Source organism: Mycolicibacterium chengduense (assembly GCF_033741155.1).
GTDB lineage: Bacteria > Actinomycetota > Actinomycetes > Mycobacteriales > Mycobacteriaceae > Mycobacterium.
The window spans coordinates 26,109-53,104 of record NZ_JAWQNH010000004.1; the positions used below are offsets into that span (position 1 = coordinate 26,109).

Here is a 26,996-nt window from a genome sequence, read left to right on the forward strand (position 1 = left end):
GTGTCTAGTGGCGCATGAACGGCGGCACGTCGACGTCGTCATCAGAGATGCCGCCGTCATCGGGACCACCGATTCGGACTGTGGCGCCGTTGGTGTGCCCGGCGGGAACGCTGACCGCGTCGGCCGGTTCGAACACCGAGGACCGCACGTTGCCCGACGCTCCGGGCGCAATCGTCTGCGCGCCACCGGTGACCGGCTTGCGACTGGGGGTGACGCTGTCGAATCCGGCGGCGATGACGGTGACCCGCACCTCGTCGCCCAGTGAGTCGTCGATGACGGTGCCGAAGATGATGTTGGCGTCGGCGTGGGCGGCCTCCTGCACCAGCGAGGCGGCCTCGTTGATCTCGAACAGGCCCAGGTCGCTGCCGCCGGCCACCGACAGCAGCACGCCCTGGGCGCCCTCCATCGAGGCTTCCAGCAGCGGCGAGTTGATGGCGATCTCGGCGGCCTTGAGCGCACGGCCGTCGCCGCGGGCCGACCCGATGCCCATCAGCGCGGTGCCCGCGCCACTCATCACACCCTTGACGTCGGCGAAGTCGACGTTGATCAGACCCGGGGTGGTGATCAGGTCGGTGATTCCCTGCACGCCGTTGAGCAGGACCTCGTCGGCGCTGCGGAAGGCGTCCATCAGCGAAACGGCGGCATCGCCCATCTGCAGCAGCCGGTCGTTGGGGATGACGATCAGGGTGTCGCAGCTCTCGCGCAGCGACTGGATGCCGTTCTCGGCCTGGTTGGAGCGGCGCTTGCCCTCGAAGGAGAACGGCCGGGTGACCACGCCGACGGTCAGCGCGCCGAGCTTGCGGGCGATGGACGCCACCACCGGCGCGCCGCCGGTGCCGGTGCCGCCGCCCTCACCGGCGGTGACGAACACCATGTCGGCGCCGCGCAGCAGTTCCTCGATATCGTCCTTGGCGTCTTCGGCGGCCTTGCGGCCCACCTCGGGGTCCGCACCGGCACCCAAGCCCCGGGTGGAGTCCCTGCCGACGTCGAGCTTGACGTCGGCATCGCTCATCAGCAGCGCCTGCGCGTCGGTGTTGATGGCGATGAACTCCACGCCCTTGAGGCCGTGCTCGATCATTCGGTTGACGGCATTGACGCCGCCGCCGCCGATGCCGACCACCTTGATGACGGCGAGGTAGTTATGCGGGGGGGTCATCGGTTGCCTTCCTCCCAGAATGTCCGTGGGTCCTGTGGCGAAAAACCCTCAACCTCAACCATAGGTTTAAAGTTATGTCAAGTAGTTCCGCGCAAACAGAACGGTAGGGCGACGATGCCGTATCGCGCGTCAGGCGCGCCGGGGTGTCGCTCGGGTTTTATTTCACCGTCGGCAGATCCGGGCTGGACACGTCGTAGGTGCGTCCCGGCTGGGTGAGCAGCGCCGCGAGCTTGAGCGCCTTCTCCTCGGTGCGATCGTTGGTGCCCCACACCACCGTCCGACCGTCGATCAGGGTCAGCGTGATCGCGGCGACCGACGGTGCGGCGATCCGGCTGACCTGTCCGGCCACCTCCGGCGGCAGCGAGGTGAGCACCTGCAGCGCCGCCTTGGTGGCGGGATCCTTCGGGCCGGGAGTGTCGGTGTCCAGATAGGCCAGCCCCGGTGGCGGCGGCCCGGTGAAGAAGTCGACGCCGTCCTTGTCATAGAGGTGCGGGCCGTCCGGAAAGTCCTTGACCACCAGCGGTACCCGTTCCACTACGGTGATCCGCAACGTCGACGGATACTCGCGCTGCACCCGCGCGCTGGCCACCCGACGCAGCGTGGCCACCCGCTCGGCCACCGCATCGGTGTCGACCTGGAGCAGCGGGGTGCCCGCCGGAACAGCTGCCGCGGCGCCGACCTCATCCTCGGTCAGCACGCTCAGCCCGGTGATCACCGTCGCCCGCACCGACATGACCGGTGTGAAGTACAGCACCAGGCCCAGACCCACCACGACCACCGACAGCAATGCCGTCCACATGAGCAACTTCAGGCCCCGGATGACGCGGCGGGGCGGCGCAGGCCGTTGCGGCTCGGCGCGGCCCGCGACCTTCCGCTTGGCCTCCCGGCGCGCCTGTTCGATGGCCATGGCGCGGGCCTGCGCGGCCCGGCGTTCCTCCCGTTCCCGCCGCGCCCGACGCCGCGGACCCTCGAAATCCTGCGCCGAATCCGGCGCCGAAGCAGCTGCTGCCTCGGCGCTGTCGGGAGCCGGCGGGGTGTCCGCCGGCTCCGCGGCCTCGGCGGTGTCGGTCTCGTGTTCGGGCTCGGTCATCACCACACCGGCCTGCGCTGCAAGGCGTCGAGAATCTCGCGACCGAGCAGGGTGACGTCACCGGCGCCCATGGTGACCACCACGTCACCGGCTGCGGCCAGCTGCGCCACCCGGTCCGCGACCGCCGAGAAGTCCGGGACATAGTGCACCGGCGCACTGACGTGCTCGACGATGCTGCGCCCGCTGACGCCCGCGATCGGCTGCTCGCGGGCGGCGTACACGTCCAGCACGATCACCTCGTCGGCGGCGCTCAGCGCGGTACCGAACTCGCGCGCGAAAGTCTGTGTCCGCGAATACAGGTGGGGTTGGAACACCACGATGGCCCGGCCCTTCGATTCCCGGGCCAGGGTGTGCACCGCCGACAGCGCGGCCGCCACCTTGGTCGGGTGATGTGCGTAATCGTCGAAAACCCGCACCCCGGCCGCCGTCCCGACCAGTTCGAAGCGCCGCCGCACCCCCTCGAACGCCGCAAGGGCTTCCAGCACGACATCCGATTGGGCGCCGGCTTCGATCGCGGCCAGCAGCGCCGCCAGTGCGTTGAGTGCCATGTGCCGGCCGGGCACCGCGAGCCGCATGGTGCGCGGGGCGGCCTCCCCCGCCAACCGCACGGTGGCGACCGCGGTGGTGCCGTGCTGTTCCCAGTCCAGCAGTTCACCGGCCAACTCCGGCCGGCCCGCCACGTCGCCTCGGCTGCCATAGCGCAGTACCCGGATCCCCAGCGCCGCAGTGCGTTCGGCGAAGGCGGCGGCACCCGGGTCGTCGACGCAGACCACCACGGCCCCACCCGGTTGCAGGCGCTCCATGAACGCGTCGAACACGTCGACATAGGCCTGTTCGCTGCCGAAGAAATCCAGGTGGTCGGCTTCGATATTGGTCACCACCGCGATATCCGGTCGGTACTCGACCAGCGAGCCGTCGCTCTCGTCGGCCTCGGCGACGAAATACGGGCCGCTGCCGTGATGAGCGTTGGTGCCCGCCGCGCCCAACTCACCCCCGACCGCGAACGACGGATCGAATCCGCAGTGCTGCAGCGCGACGATGAGCATCGACGTGGTGGTGGTCTTGCCGGCCGTGCCGGTGACCATCAGCGTCTTGTCGCCGGCCATCAGCTTGGCCAACACCACCGGGCGCAGGATGATCGGGATACCCCGGCGGCGAGCTTCCACCAGTTCGGGATTGGTCTTCGGGATGGCCGCGTGCGTGGTCACCACCGCGGTGGGGCCGCCCTCGAGCATGTCCAGCGCCGCCGCGTCGTGACCGATCCGGATCTCGGCGCCGCGGGCGCGCAGGGCCGCGACACCCCTCGACTCCTTGGCGTCCGACCCTGACACCTGGCCACCGCGGTCCAGCAGGATCCTGGCGATCCCGGACATGCCGGCGCCGCCGATGCCGACCATGTGCACCCGGGCCAGCTCGGGCGGGAGTTCTTTCATCGCAAGCTCTTCCGACCGGCGCGACCCTGCCGGGCCACTTCCAGCGCCACCTCGGCCACGCTCCGGGCGGCGTCGCGATGGCCGGCCAGCGCCGCGGCGGAGGTCATCCGGCCGAGCCGCTCGGCATCGGTGAGCAGCGGGACGACCTGGTCGGCGATGAATCCACCGGACAGGTCGGCGTCGTCGACGAGCAGGCCGCCACCGGCCGACACCACCGGCAGTGCGTTGAGGCGTTGCTCACCGTTGCCGATCGGCAGTGGGACGTACACCGCGGGCAGCCCGACCGCGGTGACCTCGGCCACCGTCATCGCACCGGACCGGCAGATCGCCAGATCGGCCGCGGCATACGCCAGGTCCATCCGGTCCAGGTAGGGCACCGCGACATACCGGCCGGTCCCGCTCAGCTCGGGCAGGTCGACGGTGTTCTTCGGGCCGTGTGCGTGCAGCACCGAAATACCCTTGCCGACAAGTTCTTTGGCCGCAGCAACGACGGCGCGGTTGATCGACTGAGCTCCCTGGGAGCCACCGAAGACCAGCAGCACCACGGCATCGTCGTCGAATCCGAAGGTGGCGCGGGCCTGCGCACGCAGCGCCGCGCGGTCCAGGGTGGTGATGCTCGCCCGCACCGGCACCCCGACCACCTCGACATGCCGCAAGCCGGGCTCGGGGACCGCGGAGAGCACCCGCCGGGCCGACCTGGCGCCGACCCGGTTGGCCAGGCCGGCGCTGGCGTTGGCCTCGTGGATGACCACCGGCACCCGGCCCCGGCGCAGCCCGGGTCGAGCCGCCAGGTACGCAGGCAGCGCGACGTACCCGCCGAACCCGATGACGACATCGGCGGCGATCTCGTCGAAGACCGCCCGGGTCTGCCGGATGGCGGTGCGCACCCGCCACGGCAACCGAACCAGGTCTCCCGACGGTTTGCGCGGTAACGGCACCGGCGTGATCAGCCGCAGGTCATAGCCGCGTTCGGGCACCAGCCGCGTCTCCAGACCGCGGGCCGTGCCCAGCGCAGTGATCCGGACGTCGGGCTCCAGTTCGGTGAGGGCATCGGCGACGGCCATCGCGGGTTCCACATGCCCCGCCGTCCCGCCTCCGGCGAGAACGACCGATATCCCCGAACTGCTCACCCGTAACGCTGACCTTCCAATGCGCGGGCGCGGCGGCCCTGCTGACGTTGTCCACCGGCGCCGGCACGGCCGGACGTGGCCGGCTGGCCGGAGCGCTGGCCGCCTCCATGATGCCTTGCGCGTCGTCCCGCCCTGTCGGCCGGATGCTCGGTTTTACGCCCGGAGCCGATGGCCGCTTTGGCCGGCGCCTTGGGCGCGGCCTTCTGCGGTTTGCGGGCCGGCTTGTCGGCCTTGGCACGCATCCGGTCCTTGGCGATGTCGATGCGGGGCGGAACATAGGGCTCCGGCAGCGGCAGGCGCAGTATCCGGTTGACCCTGTCGTCGCGGCCGGCCCGCAGCGCGGCCACCGCCTCGGGTTCGTGGCGCGCCGCGTTGGTGATCACGCCGAGAATGAAAAGCGTTGTGGCCGTTGATGTTCCACCGGCAGAGATGAGAGGCAACTGCAGGCCGGTGACCGGCAGCAAGCCGATCACGTAGCCGACGTTGATGAACGCCTGCCCCAGCACCCACAGCGTCACGGTCGCAGTCAACAGCCGCAGGAACGGATCGGCCGACCGACGGGCGATACGCATGCCGGTGTAGGCGAACAGCCCGAACAGGCACAGCAGCCCGGCGGCGCCGATATAGCCGAGTTCCTCCCCGATGATGGCGAAGATGAAGTCGTTGTGCGCGTTCGGCAGATAGTTCCACTTGGCCGTCCCCTGCCCGAGGCCGTCACCGAATACGCCGCCGTTGGCCAAGGCGTAGCGGGCCTGGCGCGACTGGTAACCCGAGCCCATGGCGTCGGCGCCCGGGTTCAGCCAGGACTGCACCCGGTCGGAGCGGTAGCCGCGGGACATCGCCAGGACGGCGGCGGCGACCACGGCCGCGGCCAGTGAGCTGACGAAGACCCGCAGCGGCAGGCCCGCATACCAGAGCAGACCGAGCAGGATGATCGCCAGTGACACCGTCTGCCCGAGGTCGGGCTGCAGCACGATCAGGGTGGCCGCGAGCAGCGCGGCAGGCACCAGCGGCACGAGCATCTCGCGCAGCGAGGCCTGCTCCATGCGCCGGGCCGCCAGCAGATGCGCGCCCCAGATGGCGAAGGCGATCTTGCACAGCTCCGAGGGCTGCATGGAGAAACCGGCGACGACGAACCAGCCGCGCGAACCGTTGGAGTAGGTGCCGATGCCGGGCACCAGCACCAGCGCGATCAGGAAGACGGTGAAGGCGAAGGCCGGCAGGGCCAGCCGGCGCATCAGAGCGACCCGCATCCGCAAGGCGATGTAGAAGGCCACCAGGCCGACGCAGGTCCAGAGCACCTGCTTGCCGAAGATGGTCCACGGCGAACCGCCCTCGTCGTAGGAGTGCACCCCGGAGGCAGACAGCACCATGGTCAGGCCGAGGGTGATCAGCAGCCCGGTGACCGCGATGATCAGGTGGAACGACGTCATCGGCCGGCCCAGCCACATCCCGAACCTGGTCCGCGGCTCACCCTTGAGGGGCGTTTCTTTCGCGTCTTTCGCGGTGTCGGCCGGCTCGGGGCTCACGTTCGCGTCGGCTTTGCTGGAACGCCGCAGCCTTGACCGCACCGCGGTCAGCAAGCCGACCTCCGGCAATTCACACAAGTCACAGGTGTAACACCCGCCCCACTAGTCCCCTGCACCCCAGGATCTTCCCCCGGGTCGCCCTGCCGGACGGGGACATCGGTGGCGTGTCGCGATAACGATCGGGCAGCAAACGCCCTGAGCTCCCGCGGCGCCTACGCGCCGACTTCACCTCAAGCGCGGCGCCTACGCGCCGACGGAACCTGAAGCGCGGCGCCTACGCGCCGACGGCACTCAGCCATTCGCCGTAGAACAGCGCCACACCCAGCCCGCACGAGATCGCGGTGAGCAGCCAGAACCGGATGATCACCGTGGTCTCCGCCCAGCCCACCAGCTCGAAATGGTGGTGGAACGGCGCCATCCGGAACACCCGGCGGCCCGTCGTGCGGAACGCCAGGATCTGCACGACCACCGAGGTGACCTCGGCCACGAACAGCGCGCCCAACACCACCGCCAGCATCTCGGTGCGGCTGGTCACCGACAGGCCCGCGATGATGCCGCCCAGCGCCAGCGAACCGGTGTCACCCATGAAGATTTTCGCCGGAGCGGCGTTCCACCACAGGAATCCGACACATGCCCCGGCGGTGGCGGCGGCCACCAACGCCAGGTCCAGCGGATCGCGCACGTTGTAACAGCCGAGTCCGGGACTGGTCGCGCAGGCGTTGCGGTACTGCCAGAACGTGATCAAGACGTACGCGGCGCTGACCATCGCCATGGCGCCGGCGGCCAGCCCGTCGAGGCCATCGGTGAAGTTCACCGCGTTCGACCAGGCGCTGACGAGCACCACGACGAACACCACGAACACCAGCGGCGCCAGCGTCACGGTCGCGATCTCCCGGACATAGGACAACCCGGCACTGCCAGGGGTCAGCCCGTCACCGTTGCGGAAATGCAGCACCAGTGCGCCGAACAGGATGGCCGCGCCCAGCTGGCCGACCGTCTTGGCGGTCTTGTTCAGGCCCAGGTTGCGGGAGCGACGGATCTTGATCAGGTCATCGACGAAGCCCACCACGCCCAGCGCGGTGGCCAGACCCAGCACCAGCAGCCCGGATGCCGACGGCCCCTCACCGCCGAAGGCCAGTCCCACCAGGTGGGTGCCCAGATACCCGGCCCAGATGCCCGCGACGATGGCGACGCCGCCCATCGACGGCGTGCCGCGCTTCTTGTGGTGACTGGCCGGGCCGTCCTCACGGATCTCGTGTCCGAAGCCGCGCCGGGTGAACAAGCGGATCAGGGCTGGGGTCAGCATGATCGACACCGCGAGGGCGATGGCGACCGCGATCAGGATCTGTTTCATGCTTCGGGCCCGGTACCCGTGTCGCCACGCTGCTGCCCATCGGCAGCCAGGGCGTCCGCCAGCGCGCCCAGCCCGGCCGAGTTGGAGGCCTTCACCAGCACCACATCACCGTCGGCGAGTTCGGCGCGCAGTAACTCCAGTGCGGCGTCGGCGTCGGGGACCAGGACGGACTCACTGCCCCACGACCCCTCCATCACCGCCCCCTGGTGCATCGCACGCATCGTTCTCCCTGCTCCGACAACAATCAGTCGAGAGACATCTAAGCGCACCACCAGCCGACCGATGCGATCGTGTTCGGTTATCGCGTCATCCCCCAGCTCGGCCATCTCGCCGAGCACCGCCCAGCTGCGCCTGCGCTCACTCGCCGAACGCGCCATCCAGGCCAGCGCCTTGAGCCCCGCGGCCATCGAGTCCGGGTTGGCGTTGTAGGCGTCGTTGATGACCGTGACCCCGTCGGCCCGCGTGCTCACCTGCATCCGCCGCGCCGACACCGGGGCGGCCCCGGCCAGGGTGTCGGCCACCTGCGCCAGGGTGGCGCCGCATTCGAGCGCCACGGCCGCGGCCGCCAGCGCGTTGGACACCTGGTGCTCGCCGTGCACGGCGAGCGCGATATCGACTTCTTGGTTGCCGGCATGCAGGGTGAACCGTGGCCTGGCCACCTCGTCCAGGGTCACCGGCCCGGCCCACACATCGGCGCCGGCGGCCCGCGACACCCGGACCACCCGCGCGGCGGTGACATCGGCCATCGCCGCCACGGCGGGATCGTCGGCGTTGAGGACCACCACCCCGGACGCCGGGACCGATTGCGGCAGTTCCGATTTCGTGGCCGCGATCACCTCGCGTGAGCCGAACTCGCCTAAATGCGCGGTACCCACGTTGAGCACCACCCCGATCGACGGCGTCGCGATGGCGGCCAGCGCGGCGATATTGCCGGGATGACGCGCCGACATCTCCAGGATGAGGAAGTCGGTATCGGCGGTGGCGCGCAGCACCGTCCAGGGATGCCCCAACTCGTTGTTGAACGACCCCGGCGGGGCGATCACCTGCCCCAGCGGGGCCAGCACCGCGGCGAGCAGATCCTTGGTCGAGGTCTTGCCCGACGACCCGGTCACCCCGATGATCCGCAGCTTGCCGGCGGTCAGCTCGGCGGCCACCGCGGCGGCCAGCCGGCCCAGCGCGGCCAGCACCGCGGCACCCGACCCGTCGGCGTCATGTTCCAGTGCTCCCGAGGAGTTGTCCGGGTTCTCGGCGGGCGGCACCACGATGGCAGGCACCCCGACCGGCCGGGCCGCCAGCACCGCCACCGCCCCGGCGGCCACCGCCGCCGGCGCGAAATCATGACCGTCGGTCCGCGCGCCGGGCAGCGCCAGGAACAACCCACCGTCGGCGACCGCCCGGGAATCGAACTCGACGGTCCCGGTGACCCGGGTCTGCTCGGCATCGGCGCGGCTGATGCCGGACAGCTCGCCGCCGACGATATCGGCGATCTGTGCCACGGTCAGCGGGATCATGCGTCCTGCCTCAGCTTCTCCAGCGCGGCCGCCAACTCCTCGCGGTCGTCGAACGGACGAGTGTGCCCGGCGGCGGTCTGGCCCGACTCATGCCCCTTGCCCGCGATCAGCACGATGTCACCGGGACGGGCCCAGGCCACCGCATGGTCGATGGCGGCCCGCCGGTCACCGATCTCCACCACCTCGGCGGGCAACCCGACCGTTCCGACGAGCACGGCCGACCGGATGGCGGCCGGATCCTCGTCGCGCGGGTTGTCATCGGTGACGACCACCAGGTCGGCCAGTTCGGCGGCCACCCGCCCCATCGGTTCCCGCTTGCCGGGATCACGGTTGCCGCCGGCACCGAACACCACCGCCAGCCGACCCGCCGTCTGCGGCCGCAGCGTCTGCAGCACCGCCTCCAGCGCGCCCGGCTTGTGGGCGTAGTCGACCAGCGCCAGGAAATCCTGGCCGCGGTCGATGGCCTGCATCCGGCCCGGCACCGCGGCGGCGCGCAGGCCGGGGGCGCTCTGCTCCGGGGACACCCCGACCGCGTCGAGCAGCGCCAGCGCCAACAAGGCGTTGGCCACGTTGTAGCGGCCGGGCAGCCCGATGCGCAGCCGGTGGTGCACACCCGCCGGGTCGACGGCGACGAATTCCTGCGTGCCCTGGCCGATCGACTGCGCGTCCTCGATGCGCCAGTCGGCCTCGACGCCGGTGATACTGACCCGGACCGGATCCACCGAGCGGGCGGCGATCTCCCGGCCCCACTCGTCGTCGACGCACACGACCGCGCGGGCAGCGTGGGTGGGCGAGTTCGGCTCGAACAAGCGGGCCTTGGCGTTCAGGTAATCGGCCATGGTCGGGTGGAAGTCCAGATGATCACGGGACAGGTTGGTGAAGCCGCCCACCTCGAACGCCACGCCGTCCACGCGGCCCTGGGCCAGCGCGTGGCTGGACACCTCCATGACGACGGTGTCGACCCCCTGCTCGGCCATGAGCGCGAACAGCGCCTGGAGGTCGGGTGCTTCCGGGGTGGTCAGGCTGCTCGGCTGGTCCCGCCCGTCGATCCGGATGCCGACGGTGCCGATCAGCCCGGCCACCCGCCCGGCCGCGCGCAGCCCGGCCTCCACCAGGAAGGTGGTGGTCGTCTTGCCGGAGGTGCCGGTGATGCCGATGACACGCAGCTTGCGGGTGGGATCGCCGTACACGGCGGCGGCCACCTCGCCGAGCACGCCGCGTGGGTGCGGATGCACCAGCACGTCGGCGGTATGACCGTCGGGCAGCAGGGCCAGCCCGGCCGGGTCGGTGAGAATCGCCACCGCGCCGGCGGCGAGCGCGTCGGCGGCATGCCGGGCGCCGTGCACCCGGGACCCGGGCAGGGCGGCGAACAGGTCACCCGGCACGACGTCCTGGCTGCTCAGGGTGACACCGGTGACCCGGGTTCCTGCGGCGTGCGCGCCGCCGGCGCCGATGTGCGCGGCCAGCGTTGCGAGCAGTTCGCCGGTGGGATGCGAGGGACGCAGTTTCATGGCCTTGCCACAGTACCGGTCGGGTTCATCGCCGGCGGTCGGCGTGAGCCGCGCTCAATCGGCCTGCAGGATCAGCGGCGGTCCCGGATCCGGCGACAGCGGCACGTTCTCCCGCTGCAGCAGCCACGCGGCGATGTGATGGAACAGCGGCGCCATCGTGTTACCGGGTTGGCCGTCGGCCGTGCGGTGCGGGTTGTCAGCCATGATGCCGACGACGTAGCGCGGATCGTCCGACGGCGCCATGCCGGCGAAGGTGATCCAGTAGTGGTCGTCGTAGTAGCAGCCGCACGCCGGGTTGATCTGCTGGGCGGTGCCGGTCTTGCCGGCGATCTGATACCCCTCGACCGCCGCCGCCGAACCGGTACCCTGCTGGATGCCGCGCGGGTCCTTCTGCACCACGGCGCGCAACATGTTGCGCACGGTCTGCGCGGTCTGCGCGGAGACCACCCGGATCCCTTCCGGCCGCGGTTCGTCGGCCCGGCTGCCGTCGGCGGCGATCACGGACTTGATGATCCGCGGCGGGATGCGCACCCCGTCGTTGGCGATTGCCTGGTACATGCCGGCCATCTGCAACAAGGTCATCGAAAGGCCCTGTCCGATGGGCAGGTTCGCAAACGAGCTGCCCGACCACTGGTCGATGGGCGGGACCAGACCCGAGCTCTCCCCCGGCAGGCCGACGTTGGTGCGCTGGCCGAGACCGAACTTGCTGAGCATGTCGTAGAAGCGCTCCGGCCCGACCCGCTGCGCCAACATCAGCGTGCCGACGTTGGAGGACTTTCCGAACACGCCGGTGGTGGTGTACGGCATCACGCCGTGCGCCCAGGCGTCGCGCACGGTGACTCCACCCATGTCGATCGATCCCGGAACCTGCAGCACCTCATCGGGATTGGTCAGCCCGAGCTCGATCGCAGTGGACGCGGTGATGATCTTGTTGACCGATCCCGGCTCGAACGGCGAGGACACCGACGGATTGCCCATCTGCCGGCTGCCCTGGCGGCCGAGGTCCTGGCTCGGGTCGAACGTGTTGTCGTTCGACATCGCCAGCACCTCACCGGTTTTCGCGTCCAGGACGACAGCCGACACGTTGTTGGCGCCGGAGGCTTCCTTGGCCATCTGGACCTGCTGCTGGACGTAGTACTGGATGTCGTCGTCGAGCGTGAGCTGCACCGTCGAACCGTTGACGGCATCGTGCTTGTTGCGCATGCTGCCCGGGATCATCACGCCGTCGGATCCCCGGTCATAGGTGACCGACCCGTCGGTGCCGGCCAGTTTGGCGTCGTAGGAGTCCTCCAAGCCGAGCAGGCCGTGGCCGTCCCAGTCGATGCCGCCGACGATGTTGGCCGCCAGCGATCCGCCCGGATACTGCCGGATGTCCTGCCGTTCGGTGCCCACCTCGCGGAACTTGGTGGTGATGGCGTCGGCGACGGCCGGGTCCACGGCGCGCGCGAGGTACACGAACGAGTCCTTGCCGGACAGCTTCTTCAGCAGCGTGGCCGCATCGGGTTTGTTGTTGAGCCGGGTGGCAACCTCGGTGGCGATGGCGCGCAGCCGCTGGTCCGGGTCCGGCGCCTCGGGGTCGGCGGCCTTGGCCTCTTCCAATTGCTTGCGCACCTTGACCGGCTGGAAGGTCAGGGCCCGGGCCTCGATGGTGAAGGCCAGCTTGTCGTCGTTGCGGTCGACGATGCTGCCGCGCACCGCTTTCTGCACGTCGGTGACCTTGAGCTGCCCGAGCGCCTCGGCGCGCAGCCCGGCGGCGTTGGAGATCTGCAGGTTGAACAGCTGCGCCGCGGCCACCACGAGCACCAGGAAGATGACCACGTTGCCGACCCGGTGCCGGAAGACGAACGACGAACTGCGCGAACTGCCGTCGTTACCGCCCACAAGCGGCTGACGGATCCGCCGTTCGGTGGCCGAGTGTTCGCCGGTGGCGGCAGCCGTGCGTCGCTTGACGGGTTGGGCGGCGGGCTTCTTCTTCTTGCCGATCATGCGGGGGCGCCCAACGGGACCACCGGGGCGGGCTGTTCGACGCCGCCGACCGGGCCCGGCTGCGCGGGTAGCGGTGCCGGCAGGTGCGGTGCGCCGTCAACCGCTGCCGGCGGAACGGCCTCCGGCGCGATGGGCGCTGCGGCGGGTGCAGGGGCTGCGGCGGGTGCGGGAGCCGGGGCCATCTGGGGCACCGCCTCCGGCGTGCCGGGCAGTGCCGGCACCGCCGCCTGCGGGGCGGCCACCAGCGGGGCCGCGGGCGCCGCGGTGGCGGGCGAGGGCAGCCGGACCACCACTTCCCGCGGGTCCACCACTCGGGGCCCGGGCGGGGCGGGCGCGGCGGCCGGGTTCTGTCCTGCCGGGGCGGCAGCCGGGTTGGCCGGCTGGTTGGGCCGGTTGGTCACAGCAGGTGCCGGGCTGTCATCGGGCAGCGGGGCGTTCAACGGTGGCGGGGGCACCCCCTCGGCCGGTTTGGGCGTGCCGACCACCATCCAGTTGCCGGTCGGGTCCTGCACCAGGTGCGCGGTGTCGCGGGACGGGATCATGCCCAGGTTCCGGGCGGCCTCCGCCAGCGCCGGGGCGGCCTGGGCCTCCAGCACGTCGCGCTCGAGTGCTTCCTTCTGCTGCAGCAGCGCCTGATTCAGCTCACGGGCATGGCCCAACTGGTACGACCGCTCGGCGGCGTCGGTGGACAGCCACAAAGTCATGCCCAGCCCGATACCCAGCGCGCCGATCACCAGCACCACGAACGGCACCCGCGCCACCATGGCGCGCGGGTTCAGCTCGATCGAGGCCAGCCGGGTGATCAGCCGCTCGCGCAGTGGGGGCCGAACAATCTTGGGCGCCTTGGCTTTCCGCGCCTTGGCTCGCGCCTTGGCCTGCTTGGCACTCTTGGCCATGGTCGGCGCGGGCGAGCTGCGTGGGATCGGGCTGGTGTGCGGCGCCGACCGCTGCGGACGGTGGGTGCGCGGCTCGGCCGCCGGTCGCCGCGGGCTGCGGCGACGGGCGGCGGGCTCCGGCTGCCGTTTACCGGCCCCCTCGACCTTCTTCCCGGGGACCTTCTTCCCGGGCTTCTCGGGGTTGCCCCGCCGGCGCCCATCGGCGCTGGGCACCGGTGCGGATCGCTTGACCTTCATGAGTCATCCTTTCCGGCAACCTTTTCCAGAGCACGCAGTCGGACCGACGCGCTGCGCGGGTTCCGATCGATTTCGGCGGCGTCGGCCTGCTCGGCCCCGCGGGTCAACGCGACGAATTCGGCCTCGTAGCCGGGCAGTTCGACCGGCAGCCCCGGCGGTGTCCGGGAGGTCGTGGCCGCGGTGAACAGGCGTTTGACGATTCGGTCCTCCAGCGACTGGTAGGCCATCACCGCGATGCGGCCGCCGCCGGCCAACGCGTCCAGCGCGGCCGGTATGGCGGCGCCGAGCGAGTCGAGCTCGGCGTTGACGGCGACGCGCAGGGCCTGGAACGTGCGCTTGGCCGGGTGACCGCCGGTGCGCCGGGTGGCCGCCGGGATGGCCTCGTACAGCAGCTCGACGAGTTCTGAGGTGGTGCGCAGCGGGGCTCGCTCCCGGCGCCGCACGATACGTCCGGCGATGCGGCCGGCGAATTTCTCCTCGCCGTACTCGCGCAGGATGCGGGCCAGCGCCTTCTCGTCGTAAGTGTTGAGGATCTCGGCCGCGGTCAGGGCGGAGTCGGGATCCATCCGCATGTCCAGCGGGGCGTCCTGGGCGTAGGAGAAACCGCGGTCGGCGCGGTCGAGCTGCATGGACGACACGCCCAGGTCGAAGAGCGCGGCGTCCACCGTGGGTTCGGCCCGGTCGGCCCAGTATCCGTCGTAGCGGGTACGCACGAACGTCATCCGGTCACCGAACGGCGCGAGCCGTGCGGTGGCGATCGCCAGGGCGTTCGGGTCACGGTCCAGCCCGATCACCCGCAGGCCGGGGAATTCGGTGAGGAAGCGTTCGGAGTGTCCGCCCGCGCCGAGGGTGGCGTCCACCAGCACGGCGCCGGTGCCGTCGGCATGCTTGCGGGTCAGGGCCGGGGCCAGCAGTTCGACGCAGCGGTCGATCAGGACCGGGACGTGGCCGTACTCGGACAAGGCGACTCCCCTGTGGTGGTGATGCCGAGCCCCTGCAGCGAGGTCTCTGACCGAAGTGGACCTGGCGTCGGGGAAGTACGCCAGGGCCGGTTCGGGCAGAGGCCACGCTGCACGGGCATCCTGATCAGAGAATGTCGCGAAGAGTGTCATCGCTGGCCGCGGAGAAAGTCTCTTCGTGGGCGTCCTGGTATTCCTGCCACGCTTGCGCGTCCCAGATCTCCAGGAAGCGAATCGAACCGGTCACCACGCACTCCCGGGAGAGGTTGGCGTAGCGCCGGTGTTCGGCGGACAGGGTGATCCGGCCCTGCGCGTCGGGGTGCTGCTCGTCGGTGCCGGCTGCCAGGTTGCGGACGTATGCGCGCTCCTGCGGGCTGCCCCGCCGAGCCTTGTCGTCCAGCTCGATGATCATCGACTCGAATTCGGCGCGGGGATAGACAGCAAGGCTGCGGTCTTGACTCTTGGTGACCATCAACCCTCCTGCCAGTGCGTCGCGGAATTTGGCGGGCAACGTCAGTCGCCCCTTGTCGTCGAGTTTGGGCGTGTAGGTGCCGAGAAACATCTCGCCACCTCCCGCTGCTCCGGAGCCCCGGCCGCTCCGTTGTCAGCCACTTTACCCCACAATCCCCCACCAAGCGCCATTTGCTACCACAAAATTGGTGGCGCGCCCCACCATGCCCCGCTGGATTGCCGGAAGCTCGGCCCGACGGCACCGTCAGCACCGCACAGCCCGCCGAGAAGACGCAGGTCAGGCCGTATCGCCGCAGATGGCAGCGCGGTGGGGGAAAGTGGGGCGCGAAGACACGGGCCGACCCGGCCAGCCCCACCCGAGCGGACACGCCGCAACAAAAAAGGGGCAGTTCCTTACGGAACTGCCCCTGAGCCGAACGGTGTCACTCGTCGAAGCGACGCCGGAAACGGTCTTCCATTCGAGCGGTGAACGAGCCGCCGCCGGCCTTGCCGCGCTTACTGCGCGACGGTCCACCCGAGGGAGCGGACTTGTCGACGGGGCCGGCCACCCGCGGTCCGGTCACCGCGAACACGACGCCGCCGAACATCAGGATGAAGCCGATCACCGACAGGACCGGGAAGCTGCCGATCATGGTGGCCTTGAACGCCACGCCCGACACCAACAGCGCCAGACCGATGACGAACAGTGCCGCACCCTGGAGACGACGCCGGGTCGACGGAGCGCGCAAGGTGCCACCCCGGACGCTGGACGCGAACTTGGGGTCTTCGGCATACAGCGCACTCTCGATCTGGTCGAGCATGCGCTGCTCATGATCGGAGAGTGGCATCCGTCCCTCCTCAGGATCGATGCAGCGTCGTTGCAGCCGCGGCCATGTCGTCAGAGTCTTACGTCCGCACGTACGGACGCTTAATAACCATGATACGAGGTCGATCTGACCCGTACCACCTACTTGGCCCACGATTGTGCGGTGCGCGCCCTATGACGTCCGCCACGAAACCCCTCCCGGCCGGCGAACCGGGACCGCATCCGATAATGAAGAGGTCCGAACGCACGGATCCGACACGCATAACCGAAGGGCACCCGTTGGCGACGTATCTGGTGGATCTGTCGCCTGCCGCGATGCAGCGGCGACTGAACGAGGCGCTCACGGTCTACGTCGACGCCATGCGCTATCCGCGCGGCACCGAGGGCCAGCGCGCCGCGATGTGGCTGGAGCACAGCCGGCGCCCGGGCTGGAAAGGCGTCGCCGTGATCGACACCGGCGACACCGGTCCAACCGTCGGCACCGACACCGACGCCGATGGAATTGTCGGCTCCGCCGACACCGATGGAATTGTCGGCTCCGCCGACGGTGACCTGGTCGGCATCGCCTACGGCTATTGCGGTGCGCCCGACCAGTGGTGGCAGCAGCAGGTGGTGCAGGGGCTGCGCCGTGTCGGCACCGACCAGGCCCACGTCGCCGCCCTGATGTCGAGCTACTTCGAGCTCACCGAGCTGCACATCCACCCCCGCGCCCAGGGCCGCGGGCTGGGCGAGGCGCTGCTGCGCAGGCTGCTGTCCGGCCGGGCCGAGACCCACGTGCTGCTGTCCACACCCGAGATCAACGGCGAGGCCAACCGGGCCTGGCGGCTCTACCGCCGCCTCGGGTTCACCGATGTGATTCGCGACTACCACTTCGCGGGGGATCCGCGCGCGTTCGCGATCCTGGGCCGGTCACTGCCGCTCGACGGCCCCGATCTGGCACGATGACCGGGTGCCGCGCCGCCTCCGAGCCCTGGTCCTGCTGCTGCTGATCCTCACGCCGCTGGCCGTCGGCTGCGTACGGGTGCGCACCTCGATCACGGTCTCCCCCGACGACCGGGTGTCCGGACAGATCGTGGCCGCGGCCAAGGCCCGCAACGCCGACGACAAAGGTCCGCAGCTGCTGAACACGCTGCCGTTCAGCAACAAGGTGGCCATTTCGGAGTACAACCGCGGCGATTACGTCGGCTCGCAGGCTGTGTTCTCCGATCTCACCTTCGCCGAGCTGCCGCAGCTGGCCAACATGAACCGCGACGCCGCCGGGGTGGACATCTCCCTGCGCCGCGCCGGCGAGCTGGTGATCCTGGAGGGCCGGGTCGACCTGACGACGTTGAACGATCCCGATGCCGACGTCTCGATGAGCGTGTCGTTCCCCGGCGAGGTCACCTCGACCAACGGCGACCAGGTGTCCAGCGACGTCGTCGAATGGAAACTCAAGCCGGGCGTGGTGACCACCATGAACGCCCAAGCCCGCTACACCGACCCCAGCGCCCGGTCGTTCACCGGCGCGGCCATCTGGCTGACCATCGGATCGTTCGTCGTGGCCGGGATCATCGGCGCGGTCGCCTGGATGGCCCGCGACCAATCACCCAAGGTGGGCGATGCGAGCTGACCGGCTACCTACGCTTTAGGCTGAAAGCCGTCGAGGCCGAATTCGGGGCAGGAGAAAGGGGCGCCCGCTGACCGTGGAAACAGCGGCACCATCAGCAGTGCAACTGGTCGACGCCGTGCTCGCCCAGTTGCGTACCTACCTGTCCGAGCGACGGCAGGACTGCGCATACATCGGCCCGGAATACGCCGAGCTGACCGCAGCACTCGAGGAATTCGTGCTGCGCGGCGGCAAACGGATCAGACCGTTGTTCGCCTACTGGGGCTGGCGCGCGGTGGCGGGCCAGGACCGCGACCCCGCTGTCGACGACGCCAAGGCGTTGCGGCTGTTCTCGGCGCTGGAATTGCTGCACGCCTGCGCACTGGTGCACGACGATGTCATCGACGCGTCGGCGACCAGGCGCGGCCTGCCGACCGTGCACCGGCATTTCACCGAGCTGCACCGCGACCGGAACTGGCACGGTTCCAGCGAACAGTTCGGGCTGTCGGCCGCCATCCTGCTCGGTGACCTGTCGCTGGTGTGGGCCGACGATATCGTCGCCACCGCCGACCTGTCCGTGCAGGCGCACGCCCGGGTGCAGAAGGTCTGGTCGGATATCCGCACCGAAGTGCTCGGCGGGCAGTTCCTGGACATCGTGGCCGAATCCAGCGGGGCCGACTCGGTGGCCTCGGCGATGACCGTCAACACCTACAAGACCGCGTCGTACACGGTGTCACGGCCACTGCAGCTGGGTGCGGCCGCTGCCGCCGACCGTCCGGATGTGCAGGCCATCTTCCACCAGGTGGGCACCGATCTGGGAGTGGCCTTCCAGCTGCGCGACGACGTGCTCGGAGTGTTCGGCGATCCCGCCGTCACCGGCAAGCCGTCCGGCGACGACCTGCGCTCCGGCAAGCGAACCGTGCTGCTGGCCGAGGCCGTCGAGCTGGCCGAGAAATCCGATCCGGTGGCCGCCAAACTGCTGCGAACCTCGATCGGGACGGACCTGTCCGATGCCCAGGTCCGCGAACTGTGCCTGGTCATCGAGGCGGTGGGCGCGCTGGCCGCGGTCGAGGACCGCATCGACACCCTCAACCGCCGCGCGCTCGACGCGCTGGGTGCCGCACCGATCGACCCGCACGCCAAGATCGGCCTTGCCGAGCTGGCGGGCCTGGCGTCCAACCGGTCCGCCTAGGAGCATGACCACCCCGACGGCGATCCCGGCGCACGACGGCCCGGCCGGCGTACTGCGCCGGCAACTGGCTCGACTGGGAGCGTTCGCGACCTCACCCGAGGCCGGCCCGGCCCGGATGGGTTTTCTGGGCGCCGTGATGATCACCGCGGGCGGTCTCGGCGCCGGCAGTACCCGGCTGCACGATCCGCTGCTGGAATCGCTGCATCTGTCCTGGCTGCGGTTCGGGCACGGCCTGGTGCTCTCGTCGGTGCTGCTGTGGGGCGGCGTCGCGCTGATGCTCATCGCCTGGCTGGGCCTGGGCCGGCGGGTGATCGACCGGTCGGGCGGTGTGTCGGAGTACACCATGCTGGCCACCACGGCGTTCTGGCTGACGCCGCTACTGCTGAGCGTGCCGGTGTTCAGCCGCGACACGTATTCCTACCTGGCCCAGGGCGCCCTGCTGCGCGACGGTTTCGATCCCTACGTCGTCGGCCCCGTCGACAACCCGAACTCGTTGCTGGACAACGTCTCCCCCATCTGGACCACCACCACCGCGCCGTACGGGCCGGCCTTCATCCTGGTGGCCAAATTCGTCACGCTGATCGTCGGCAACCACGTGGTCGAGGGCACCATGCTGCTGCGGTTGTGCATGCTGCCGGGCCTGGCCCTGCTGATCTGGGCCGCTCCCCGGGTGGCACGCCATGTCGGCGCCAACGGTGCAGTGGCGCTGTGGATCTGCGTGCTCAACCCGCTGGTGATCATCCACCTGATGGGTGGCGTGCACAACGAGATGCTGATGGTCGGACTGATGATGGCCGCCATCGCCCTGACCTTCGGCGGCCGCCCGGTGTGGGGGGTGAGCCTGATCGCCATCGCCGTGGCGGTGAAGGCCACCGCGGGCATCGCGTTGCCGTTCATGGTGTGGGTGTGGACCCGGCAGCTGCGCGAGCGGCACCACCACGGCCCGGTGAAGGCGTTCGCCATGGCGACGGCCGCCTCGGCGGCGATCTTCGTGGCCGTGTTCGCGGTGCTGTCGTGGCTGGCCGGGGTGGGGCTGGGCTGGCTGACGGCGCTGGCCGGGTCGGTGAAGATCATCAACTGGCTGACCATCCCGACGGCGGTCGCCAACGTCATCAACACCGTTGGCGGACTGTTCGTCACGGTGAACTTCTACGCCGTGCTGGACATCACCCGGATCATCGGCGTCGCCGTGATCGCCATCAGCCTGCCGCTGCTGTGGTGGCGGTTCCGGCACGACGACCGGGAGGCGCTCACCGGTATCGCCCTGGCGATGCTCGTCGTGGTGCTGTTCGTGCCCGCGGCGCTGCCCTGGTACTACACCTGGCCGCTGGCGGTGCTGTCGGCACTCGCCCAGTCGCGGGCCGCGATCGCGCTGATCGCCGGCTTCTCGACGTGGATCATGGTGATCTTCAAACCCGACGGCTCGCACGGCATGTACTCGTGGATCCACGTCGGCCTGGCCACCGCGTGCGCGGTCGGCGCCTGGTACCTGCTGGCGAAGGCGCCCGAAGGCACCCGTCAGTAAGCCACGACGGCGGAGCCGTCAATAGGCCACGACGGCGGAGCCGTCAGTAGGCCACGACGGCCGAGCCGTCAGTAGGCCATCGCCTGAGCCCGCCGGATGACCTCGCGCGCCTGATGTGAGTGCAGCGCGTCAACCGGCCGGGCGTTGGTCTGCCGCTCGGTGCTGCCGTCGCGGCTGATGGTAAGCGACGGATCCGGGGCGAACAACCACCGGATGATCTCGGTCTCGTGGTAACCGCCGTCCTGCAGCACCACCAGCAATCCGGGCAGCGGTTTGACGACGTGCCCGGTGTCGTCGAAGAAGATCTTGGGCACCACCACCGCCCCGTTGCGCCGGACACCCACCAGATGACCGTCGCGCAGCTGTTGCTGCACCTTGGTCACCGGGATGCGGAGAAGGGCCGACACCTCGGCCAGGTCATAAACGGATTCTTCGGGGTCCAAGACGTCGTCGGCCGCCGGAATGCTGCTCACCGCACTGAGTCTAAGGCTGCGAGCACCTCTCGTACCATGTGTTCGGTGGACACCTACCAGCGCGCGGACCCGCTCGTCGGCACGGTGCTGGACCGCCGCTACCGGGTGGACGCGCCGATTGCCTCCGGTGGCATGTCCACGGTGTACCGCGGGCTCGACATCCGGCTGGACCGGCCGGTCGCGCTGAAGGTGATGGATTCCCGCTACGCCGGGGACCAACAGTTCCTGACCCGGTTCGAGCGTGAGGCCAAGGCGGTGGCGCGGCTGAAGCACCCGGCCCTGGTGGCCGTGTACGACCAGGGCGGTGGCGGGCTCGGCGAGCCGGCGCCGTTCCTGGTGATGGAACTCATCGAGGGTGGGACGCTGCGCGAGCTGCTCAACGAACGCGGCCCGATGCCGCCGCACGCGGTGGCCGCGGTGCTCGCCCCGCTGTGCAGCGGGCTGGCGGTGGCGCACGCCGCAGGGCTGGTGCACCGCGACATCAAGCCGGAGAACGTGCTGATCTCCGACGACGGCGAGGTCAAGATCGCCGACTTCGGTCTGGTGCGTGCCGTCGCCGAAGCCGGAATCACCTCGACCAGCGTCATTCTGGGCACCGCGGCGTACCTGTCCCCCGAACAGGTCGGCACCGGGGAAGCCACCCCGCGCAGCGACGTGTACGCCGTCGGCGTGCTGACCTACGAGCTACTCACCGGGCGTACGCCGTTCACCGGCGACACCGCGCTGTCGGTGGCCTATCAGCGGATGGACCAGGATGTGCCACCGCCGAGCGCCGGGATCGCCGGGGTGCCGCGGCAATTCGACGATCTGGTGGCCCGGGCCACCGACCGCGACCCGGCGGCACGGTATGCCGACGCCGGGGAACTGGCCGACGCGCTGGCCGACGCCATCGACGAACTCGGGCTGCCTCCGTTCCGGGTGCCCGCGCCCCGGCAGTCTGCCCAACACCGGGCGGCCACCCTGTTCCACAGTCGGGTATTCGACAACCGGGCGGGCACCGAGCGGGTGCCCAATCCCACCCGGGAGTACGGGGCCGACTTCGCCCAGGACCTCGACAGCGCGCTGGCCGAGCCGGAGACCGAGCCCGAATACTCGCCGGTGCCAGAGCAATTCGCCGGAATCGGCTTCGACGAGTTCGACTGGGCGCGGCAGCGGGCCAGGCGCACTTTGGCGTGCTGGGTGCTGGTGCTGCTCATCCTGACCGGGTTGATCGCGACCGGCGCCTGGACCCTGGGCAACAACCTGCCCGGGTTGTTGCACTGACCCTGCAGGCTAGCCGCGGAGCATTTCGGCGACCAGGAACGCCAACTCCAGCGACTGCTGGGTGTTCAGCCGCGGATCGCAGGCCGTCTCGTACCGACCGGCCAGATCGTCGTCGGAGATGTCCTGCGCGCCGCCAAGACATTCGGTGACGTTCTCCCCGGTGATCTCCACGTGGATGCCGCCCGGGTGGGTGCCCAGCGCGTGGTGCACCTCGAAGAAGCCCTGCACCTCGTCGACGATGCGGTCGAAGTGCCGGGTCTTGTACCCCGTGGAGGACTCGTGGGTGTTGCCGTGCATCGGATCGCACTGCCAGATCACCTGATGCCCGGAGGCCTGCACCTTCTCGATGATCGGCGGCAGCGCGTCGCGCACCTTCTGATTGCCCATCCGGCTGACCAGGGTGAGCCGGCCCGCCTCGTTGTGCGGGTCGAGGCGCTCGACGTACTCGACGGCCAGCTCGGGCGAGGTGGTGGGGCCGATCTTGATTCCGATCGGGTTGGCGATGGTCTCCACGAACGCGATGTGCGCGCCGTCCAGCTGCCGGGTGCGCTCGCCGATCCAGACATAGTGCGCGGACAGGTCGTACAGCCGCGGCTCGTCGAACTCGTTGGACAACCGCAGCAGGGCCCGCTCGTAGTCGAGCACCAGAGCCTCGTGGCTGGCGAAGATCTCGGCGGTCTGCAGGTTGCGGTCGTCGACCCCGCACGCGCTCATGAAGCGCAGCCCGCGGTCGATCTCGCCGGCCAGCGCCTCATACCGCGCCCCGGCCGGCGAGTTGGCGACGAACTCGCGGTTCCAGTCGTGCACCTTCTGCAGCGACGCCATCCCCGACGAGGTCAGCGCGCGCACCAAGTTCATCGCGGCGCTGGCATTCGCATACGCCCGGACCAGCCGCGACGGGTCGTGGTCGCGCACCGCGGCGTCCGGGGCGAATCCGTTGACCATGTCGCCGCGGTAGGACTTCAACCCCAGCGCATCGATATCGGACGAGCGCGGCTTGGCGTACTGACCCGCGATCCTGGCGACCTTGACCACCGGCAGGCTGGCCCCGTAGGTCAGCACGACCGCCATCTGCAGCAGGGTGCGGATATTGGCCCGGATGTGCGGTTCGGTGTTGTCGACGAACGTCTCGGCGCAGTCGCCACCCTGCAGCAGGAAGGCCTCACCGCGGGCGACCGCCGCCAGCTGGACCTTCAACTTCTCGATCTCGCTCGGGACGGTGATCGGCGGCACGCTCTCCAGCACCGTCCGCATCGCCTTGGCCTGGCCGGCGTCCCAGCTGGGCTGCTGCAACGCCGGCTTGGCCAGCGCGGCGTCGAGCCGGTGGCGCAGGTCCTCGGGGAGCGGCGGCAGATCCGGCAGCTGGTCGATGGGTACGTCGACGGTCCAGTTCACCGCTCTATGGTAACCGCGCCACCGGGCCGATTTGACCGGCCATACCCGCAGCTCAGGCCCGTACCGCCCAGTCCCCTTCCCGCTCGTCGGCGGCCATCAGCCGGTACCGGCGCAGGTTGTGCCGCGCGTCGACCAGGGCGTCGTGCGAATCGGTGGGCCGCGGAGGCATCCGCGGGTTGCCGAGGTGCTCCCAGAGTTGGCGCAGCTCCCTGGTGAAGCGTGGCATCGCCGGCGGCAGGTCGGTCATCGGGCCCCACAGCTGACACAGCACCACGTGGTCGTAGGCGCCCACCCAGGCCCACAGCTCGATCGGCTCGTCACCGTCGATATCGAAGAAGTCCTCCAGCTCGGCCCGGATCTGCCTGCGCGAGCGCCACAGCTTCGACGACGGCGACGGCAGCTTGGGCAGCACGTTCTTGCGCACCCAGCTGCCGGCCCGGTCCGGGTCGAATTCGGTTGATATCGCGTAGTATTCGCGACCGTCCTCGGCCACCACCCCGATCGAGATGAGTTCGATGGTGCGGCCGTTGTCGATGAACTCGGTGTCGTAGAAATAGCGCATGTCAGTGGCCCCCCTTACTTGCCAGCGGCGCTGCGGGCGCTGGCGCGGCATGGATCTCGCGATCCAGTTCCTCGTTGACCAACACGTCGTCCGGGAAGTGCGGTTCACCGGCGACCACGTGCTGCACCCACAGCTTGGCCTGGACCACCGGCCGGCGCAGCCGCCGCTCGCGCTCCAGCGCCTTGTGCATCTTGCGGGGCCGGCTGGTGTAGCGCCAGCGCGCCCACGGCGCGTGCGGGCGGGACAACCGGATCGCGCCGAGGAACAGCAGCGGCGTGATGAACATGCCGACCAGACCGGTCCACACCTTGCCCTTGAGTAGCACCACCACGGCCAGCGCCAGCGTCAGCACGGCCATCGCGATGACGGCAGTCCGCGCCTCCCAGGTGTCGTCGGCCCGCCAGATCCCGATATCGAAGAAGGACAGCGGGTTGAATCCCAGCACCAGCAGCCCGGCCACCGCGATGGCGACGAACACCGCGTCCACCGAGGTGCGGCCGTCCTCGGCCCAGTACACGTCCTGCAGGTGCAGGATCAGCGCGAACTCGTCGAGCACCAGCGCCGCGCCGATCCCGAAGAACACCGCGGCCACCGTGAATTCCGGCACACCACCGTTTACCGCGAGGGTCACCATGGACACTCCGGAAACCATCACCAGGATCACCCCGATGACCGCGTGGTGCAGGTGGACGCCGCCGCCGACCGAGAGATTGCGCGGTTGCCACCACTTGCGCGGCGCGTCGCCGGCCGGGTGGCTGCGGATGTACCGGACGATGAGGCGGGTCAGGAAGAACGTGAGGATGAATGCGATCAGGCAGCACAACAGCGGCAGGCGATCGCCGGTGACGAAGTCGAGCTGGACGCGCGGGTGCACGGTCGAGAAGATACGCCGACCAGCAACCGGAATGTGTCACCAGGCGTCCTGCGCCGGCCGGCGCGCCGGGCCACACGGATAGGCTGGTCGACGAAATGAGCACTCAGGCGGGTTTACGGACGACCGTGGCATGGCGGTTGTTCCAGCTGCTGACCCTGGCGGGCCTGGCCTGGGCCGGCTGGCGGCTGCTCGGCCACCCCCCGTACCGAATCGATATCGACGTCTATCGGATGGGCGGCCAGGCCTGGTTGGACGGCACCCCGCTGTATGCCGACAGCACCAAGTTCCAGACCCAGGCCGGCCTCGACCTGCCGTTCACCTACCCGCCGCTGGCGGCGATCGCATTCGCCCCGTTTGCCTGGCTCACCCTGCCCGCCGCCAGCGCGGCGATCACCGTGACCACGCTGGTGCTGCTGATCATCTCGGTGACGATCGTGTTGACCCGGCTGCGGGTCGCGGCCACCTGGCAGCAGCGCGCCTGGCTGGCCGCAGCCCTGGTCGCCCCGGCCGTCGTGTTCCTGGAGCCGATCCGGTCCAACTTCGCGTTCGGTCAGATCAACGTGGTGTTGATGACGCTGGTGATCGCCGACTGCGTGCCCAAGCGCACGCCGTGGCCGCGCGGTCTGCTGCTCGGCCTGGCGATCGCCGTCAAACTGACCCCCGCGGTGTTCCTGCTGTACTTCCTGCTGCGCCGCGACGTGCGTGCGGTGGCGGTGACGGCGATATCAGCGGTCACCGCGACGCTGGTGGGCTTCGTGCTGGCGTGGCGGGATTCGTGCGAGTACTGGACCGAGACGCTGCGCGACACCAACCGCATCGGCACCGCGACGCTGAACACCAACCAGAACATCTCGGGCACCCTGGCCCGGCTGGGTCTTGGCGAGGAGCAGCGTTTCCTGCCCTGGGCGGTGGCCTGCTGCCTGGTGCTCGCATTGACCGGCTGGGCGGTGCACCGGCTGCTGCAGCGCGGCGGCGACCCGGCCGACGGTGGCGAGCCGGTGCTCGCGCTGATCTGCGTGGCGATGTTCGGGCTGGCGGTGTCGCCGGTGTCGTGGTCGCACCACTGGGTGTGGATGATGCCGGCGGTGATCGTCACCGCCGTGGTCGGGTACCGCCGACGCCGCCTGGCGCTGGTGCTGGTGAGCGCGGCCGGGCTGGCGCTGATGGTGTGGACGCCGATCACGCTGCTGCCCGAACACCACGAGACCGCGGCCTCGCTGTGGCGCAAGCTGGCCGGCGGTTCCTATCTGTGGTGGGCGCTGATCGTCATCGCGGTGGCCGGCGCGAGCGCACCGGCGGCGAGCGGCGCGCTCGGCGGCAAGGCGCCCAAAGCCGCCAAGGCCGTGGATACGACCGCGGCGGCGGCGACCTGACCCGGTGAGCTAACCGGCCTTGGCCACCGGAGCGGGGGTCTTGCCCTCTTTGACGTCGGCCGCGTACAGGTCGACGTACTCCTGACCGGACAACCGCATCAGTTCGTACATCACCTCGTCGATCACGGCACGCTCGATGAACCGGTTACCGGCCAGCCCCTCGAACCGACTGAAGTCCATGGGCTTGCCGAAGCGCACCTGCACCCGGCCGAAATGCCACATCTTGTCGCCCGGCGGGTTGACCACGTCGGTTCCGATCATCGCGACGGGAATCACCGGGATGCCGCTTTCCAGCGCGATCCGGGCCAGACCGGTCTTGCCCTTGTAGAGCCGACCGTCCGGCGAACGGGTGCCCTCGGGGTACATCCCGAGCAATTTGCCCTGGGAGAGGATGCGCTGGGCGGTCTGCAGGGCAGCCTGGGCCGAGTCGGCGTCGGTGCGGTCGATGGGCACCTGGCCGGTGGACGAGTAGAAGAACTTGGTGAGCTTGCCCTTGATCCCGGTGCCGGTGAAGTACTCGGCCTTGGCCAGGAAGGTGATCCGGCGCCGCACCACCAGCGGCAGGTAGAAGCTGTCCGCGACGGCCAGGTGGTTGCTGGCCAGGATGACCGGGCCCGAATCCGGAACGTATTCCAGCCCTTCGACTTTGGGCCTGCCGAGCAAACGCAGCAGGGGGCCCATCAAGA

24 protein-coding genes are annotated in these 26,996 nt (G+C 69.7%); 6 read left to right on the top strand and 18 right to left on the bottom strand.

Going from position 1 to position 26,996, the window contains the following annotated elements:
* Window positions 1-4 precede the first annotated feature (4 nt).
* From ftsZ to SBI67_RS15260, 13 genes are all read right to left on the bottom strand, one after another.
* Window positions 5-1,156, bottom strand: coding sequence for a cell division protein FtsZ (ftsZ, locus tag SBI67_RS15200; protein WP_266048326.1), 1,152 nt, complete (start codon window positions 1,154-1,156; stop codon window positions 5-7).
* A 157-nt stretch (window positions 1,157-1,313) separates the two neighbouring features.
* Window positions 1,314-2,246 (bottom strand): cell division protein FtsQ/DivIB, encoded by a 933-nt coding sequence (locus SBI67_RS15205; protein ID WP_318981375.1) that lies wholly within the window; start codon window positions 2,244-2,246, stop codon window positions 1,314-1,316.
* On the bottom strand, window positions 2,246-3,679 hold the full coding sequence (gene murC, locus SBI67_RS15210) for a UDP-N-acetylmuramate--L-alanine ligase (protein WP_318981376.1): 1,434 nt from the start codon (window positions 3,677-3,679) through the stop codon (window positions 2,246-2,248). Before murC ends, SBI67_RS15205 begins: the two co-directional genes overlap by 1 nt.
* The gene (gene murG / locus SBI67_RS15215) at window positions 3,676-4,743 is read right to left on the bottom strand and encodes an undecaprenyldiphospho-muramoylpentapeptide beta-N-acetylglucosaminyltransferase (RefSeq protein ID WP_413232518.1); all 1,068 of its coding nucleotides are present in this window, start codon (window positions 4,741-4,743) and stop codon (window positions 3,676-3,678) included. Before murG ends, murC begins: the two co-directional genes overlap by 4 nt.
* Before the next feature lie 62 nt (window positions 4,744-4,805).
* The gene (gene ftsW / locus SBI67_RS15220) at window positions 4,806-6,389 is read right to left on the bottom strand and encodes a putative lipid II flippase FtsW (RefSeq protein WP_413232519.1); all 1,584 of its coding nucleotides are present in this window, start codon (window positions 6,387-6,389) and stop codon (window positions 4,806-4,808) included.
* A gap of 223 nt (window positions 6,390-6,612) precedes the next feature.
* Window positions 6,613-7,692, bottom strand: a complete 1,080-nt coding sequence (gene mraY, locus SBI67_RS15225) for a phospho-N-acetylmuramoyl-pentapeptide-transferase (RefSeq protein WP_266048330.1) — start codon at window positions 7,690-7,692, stop codon at window positions 6,613-6,615.
* Window positions 7,689-9,203, bottom strand: a complete 1,515-nt coding sequence (locus SBI67_RS15230) for a UDP-N-acetylmuramoyl-tripeptide--D-alanyl-D-alanine ligase (protein WP_318981379.1) — start codon at window positions 9,201-9,203, stop codon at window positions 7,689-7,691. The genes mraY and SBI67_RS15230 overlap by 4 nt, the downstream gene beginning before the upstream one ends.
* Window positions 9,200-10,714, bottom strand: a complete 1,515-nt coding sequence (locus SBI67_RS15235; RefSeq protein ID WP_318981380.1) for a UDP-N-acetylmuramoyl-L-alanyl-D-glutamate--2,6-diaminopimelate ligase — start codon at window positions 10,712-10,714, stop codon at window positions 9,200-9,202. The genes SBI67_RS15230 and SBI67_RS15235 overlap by 4 nt, the downstream gene beginning before the upstream one ends.
* Before the next feature lie 54 nt (window positions 10,715-10,768).
* On the bottom strand, window positions 10,769-12,700 hold the full coding sequence (locus SBI67_RS15240; protein WP_318981381.1) for a peptidoglycan D,D-transpeptidase FtsI family protein: 1,932 nt from the start codon (window positions 12,698-12,700) through the stop codon (window positions 10,769-10,771).
* On the bottom strand, window positions 12,697-13,833 hold the full coding sequence (ftsL, locus tag SBI67_RS15245; RefSeq protein WP_318981382.1) for a cell division protein FtsL: 1,137 nt from the start codon (window positions 13,831-13,833) through the stop codon (window positions 12,697-12,699). The genes SBI67_RS15240 and ftsL overlap by 4 nt, the downstream gene beginning before the upstream one ends.
* Complete coding sequence (gene rsmH, locus SBI67_RS15250) at window positions 13,830-14,945, bottom strand: 16S rRNA (cytosine(1402)-N(4))-methyltransferase RsmH (protein WP_318981383.1); 1,116 nt, start codon at window positions 14,943-14,945, stop codon at window positions 13,830-13,832. Before rsmH ends, ftsL begins: the two co-directional genes overlap by 4 nt.
* Window positions 14,920-15,354, bottom strand: coding sequence for a division/cell wall cluster transcriptional repressor MraZ (locus SBI67_RS15255; protein WP_318981384.1), 435 nt, complete (start codon window positions 15,352-15,354; stop codon window positions 14,920-14,922). Before SBI67_RS15255 ends, rsmH begins: the two co-directional genes overlap by 26 nt.
* Before the next feature lie 331 nt (window positions 15,355-15,685).
* Complete coding sequence (locus SBI67_RS15260; RefSeq protein ID WP_318981385.1) at window positions 15,686-16,090, bottom strand: SCO2097 family morphological protein; 405 nt, start codon at window positions 16,088-16,090, stop codon at window positions 15,686-15,688.
* A 257-nt stretch (window positions 16,091-16,347) separates the two neighbouring features.
* Between SBI67_RS15260 and SBI67_RS15265 the strand changes: the two genes are divergently transcribed.
* The 4 genes from SBI67_RS15265 (at window position 16,348) to SBI67_RS15280 (ending at window position 20,370) form a co-directional block, all read left to right on the top strand.
* The gene (locus SBI67_RS15265; RefSeq protein ID WP_318981947.1) at window positions 16,348-17,013 is read left to right on the top strand and encodes a GNAT family N-acetyltransferase; all 666 of its coding nucleotides are present in this window, start codon (window positions 16,348-16,350) and stop codon (window positions 17,011-17,013) included.
* A gap of 4 nt (window positions 17,014-17,017) precedes the next feature.
* Entirely contained in the window at window positions 17,018-17,677 is a 660-nt protein-coding gene (locus SBI67_RS15270) for an LppM family (lipo)protein (RefSeq protein ID WP_318981386.1), read from the top strand.
* Between the two features lie 73 nt (window positions 17,678-17,750).
* Window positions 17,751-18,845 (top strand): bifunctional (2E,6E)-farnesyl/geranyl diphosphate synthase, encoded by a 1,095-nt coding sequence (gene idsA2, locus SBI67_RS15275; RefSeq protein WP_318981387.1) that lies wholly within the window; start codon window positions 17,751-17,753, stop codon window positions 18,843-18,845.
* A gap of 4 nt (window positions 18,846-18,849) precedes the next feature.
* Entirely contained in the window at window positions 18,850-20,370 is a 1,521-nt protein-coding gene (locus SBI67_RS15280) for an alpha-(1->6)-mannopyranosyltransferase A (RefSeq protein WP_318981388.1), read from the top strand.
* 68 nt (window positions 20,371-20,438) lie between these two features.
* Here the strand turns inward: SBI67_RS15280 and SBI67_RS15285 are convergent, their stop codons facing one another.
* Complete coding sequence (locus SBI67_RS15285) at window positions 20,439-20,843, bottom strand: Rv2175c family DNA-binding protein (protein WP_318981389.1); 405 nt, start codon at window positions 20,841-20,843, stop codon at window positions 20,439-20,441.
* 36 nt (window positions 20,844-20,879) lie between these two features.
* On the opposite strand from SBI67_RS15285, the gene SBI67_RS15290 reads away from it, so the two are divergent.
* The gene (locus SBI67_RS15290; RefSeq protein ID WP_318981390.1) at window positions 20,880-22,106 is read left to right on the top strand and encodes a protein kinase domain-containing protein; all 1,227 of its coding nucleotides are present in this window, start codon (window positions 20,880-20,882) and stop codon (window positions 22,104-22,106) included.
* 9 nt (window positions 22,107-22,115) lie between these two features.
* Here the strand turns inward: SBI67_RS15290 and SBI67_RS15295 are convergent, their stop codons facing one another.
* The 3 genes from SBI67_RS15295 to SBI67_RS15305 are packed head-to-tail and all read right to left on the bottom strand — an operon-like array spanning window position 22,116 to window position 24,937.
* Window positions 22,116-23,501, bottom strand: a complete 1,386-nt coding sequence (locus SBI67_RS15295) for a class II 3-deoxy-7-phosphoheptulonate synthase (protein ID WP_318981391.1) — start codon at window positions 23,499-23,501, stop codon at window positions 22,116-22,118.
* Between the two features lie 52 nt (window positions 23,502-23,553).
* Window positions 23,554-24,063 carry a polyadenylate-specific 3'-exoribonuclease AS gene (locus SBI67_RS15300; protein WP_318981392.1) on the bottom strand — a complete coding sequence of 170 codons (510 nt, stop codon included), beginning with the start codon at window positions 24,061-24,063 and terminating at the stop codon, window positions 23,554-23,556.
* A 1-nt stretch (window position 24,064) separates the two neighbouring features.
* On the bottom strand, window positions 24,065-24,937 hold the full coding sequence (locus SBI67_RS15305; RefSeq protein WP_266048346.1) for a hypothetical protein: 873 nt from the start codon (window positions 24,935-24,937) through the stop codon (window positions 24,065-24,067).
* A gap of 95 nt (window positions 24,938-25,032) precedes the next feature.
* Here SBI67_RS15305 and SBI67_RS15310 point away from each other — a divergent pair, with 95 nt between their 5' ends.
* Entirely contained in the window at window positions 25,033-26,310 is a 1,278-nt protein-coding gene (locus tag SBI67_RS15310) for a glycosyltransferase 87 family protein (RefSeq protein WP_318981393.1), read from the top strand.
* A gap of 9 nt (window positions 26,311-26,319) precedes the next feature.
* Here SBI67_RS15310 and SBI67_RS15315 read toward each other — a convergent pair whose 3' ends face one another.
* Window positions 26,320-26,991 carry a lysophospholipid acyltransferase family protein gene (locus SBI67_RS15315; protein WP_413232520.1) on the bottom strand — a complete coding sequence of 224 codons (672 nt, stop codon included), beginning with the start codon at window positions 26,989-26,991 and terminating at the stop codon, window positions 26,320-26,322.
* Window positions 26,992-26,996: the final 5 nt, after the last annotated feature.

Excerpts from the sequence above, each read along its gene's own strand:
- rsmH (WP_318981383.1), bottom strand. The coding sequence starts at position 14,945 with ATGACACTCTTCGCGACATTCTCTGATCAGGATGCCCGTGCAGCGTGG.
- SBI67_RS15255 (WP_318981384.1), bottom strand. The coding sequence starts at position 15,354 with ATGTTTCTCGGCACCTACACGCCCAAACTCGACGACAAGGGGCGACTG.
- SBI67_RS15280 (WP_318981388.1), top strand. The coding sequence starts at position 18,850 with ATGACCACCCCGACGGCGATCCCGGCGCACGACGGCCCGGCCGGCGTA.
- mraY (WP_266048330.1), bottom strand. The coding sequence starts at position 7,692 with ATGAAACAGATCCTGATCGCGGTCGCCATCGCCCTCGCGGTGTCGATC.
- ftsL (WP_318981382.1), bottom strand. The coding sequence starts at position 13,833 with ATGAAGGTCAAGCGATCCGCACCGGTGCCCAGCGCCGATGGGCGCCGG.
- murG (WP_413232518.1), bottom strand. The coding sequence starts at position 4,743 with ATGGCCGTCGCCGATGCCCTCACCGAACTGGAGCCCGACGTCCGGATC.
- SBI67_RS15310 (WP_318981393.1), top strand. The coding sequence starts at position 25,033 with ATGAGCACTCAGGCGGGTTTACGGACGACCGTGGCATGGCGGTTGTTC.
- SBI67_RS15235 (WP_318981380.1), bottom strand. The coding sequence starts at position 10,714 with ATGAAACTGCGTCCCTCGCATCCCACCGGCGAACTGCTCGCAACGCTG.
- SBI67_RS15300 (WP_318981392.1), bottom strand. The coding sequence starts at position 24,063 with ATGCGCTATTTCTACGACACCGAGTTCATCGACAACGGCCGCACCATC.
- murC (WP_318981376.1), bottom strand. The coding sequence starts at position 3,679 with ATGAAAGAACTCCCGCCCGAGCTGGCCCGGGTGCACATGGTCGGCATC.
- SBI67_RS15315 (WP_413232520.1), bottom strand. The coding sequence starts at position 26,991 with ATGGGCCCCCTGCTGCGTTTGCTCGGCAGGCCCAAAGTCGAAGGGCTG.
- SBI67_RS15240 (WP_318981381.1), bottom strand. The coding sequence starts at position 12,700 with ATGATCGGCAAGAAGAAGAAGCCCGCCGCCCAACCCGTCAAGCGACGC.
- SBI67_RS15260 (WP_318981385.1), bottom strand. The coding sequence starts at position 16,090 with ATGCCACTCTCCGATCATGAGCAGCGCATGCTCGACCAGATCGAGAGT.
- SBI67_RS15230 (WP_318981379.1), bottom strand. The coding sequence starts at position 9,203 with ATGATCCCGCTGACCGTGGCACAGATCGCCGATATCGTCGGCGGCGAG.
- SBI67_RS15205 (WP_318981375.1), bottom strand. The coding sequence starts at position 2,246 with ATGACCGAGCCCGAACACGAGACCGACACCGCCGAGGCCGCGGAGCCG.
- ftsZ (WP_266048326.1), bottom strand. The coding sequence starts at position 1,156 with ATGACCCCCCCGCATAACTACCTCGCCGTCATCAAGGTGGTCGGCATC.
- SBI67_RS15290 (WP_318981390.1), top strand. The coding sequence starts at position 20,880 with ATGTGTTCGGTGGACACCTACCAGCGCGCGGACCCGCTCGTCGGCACG.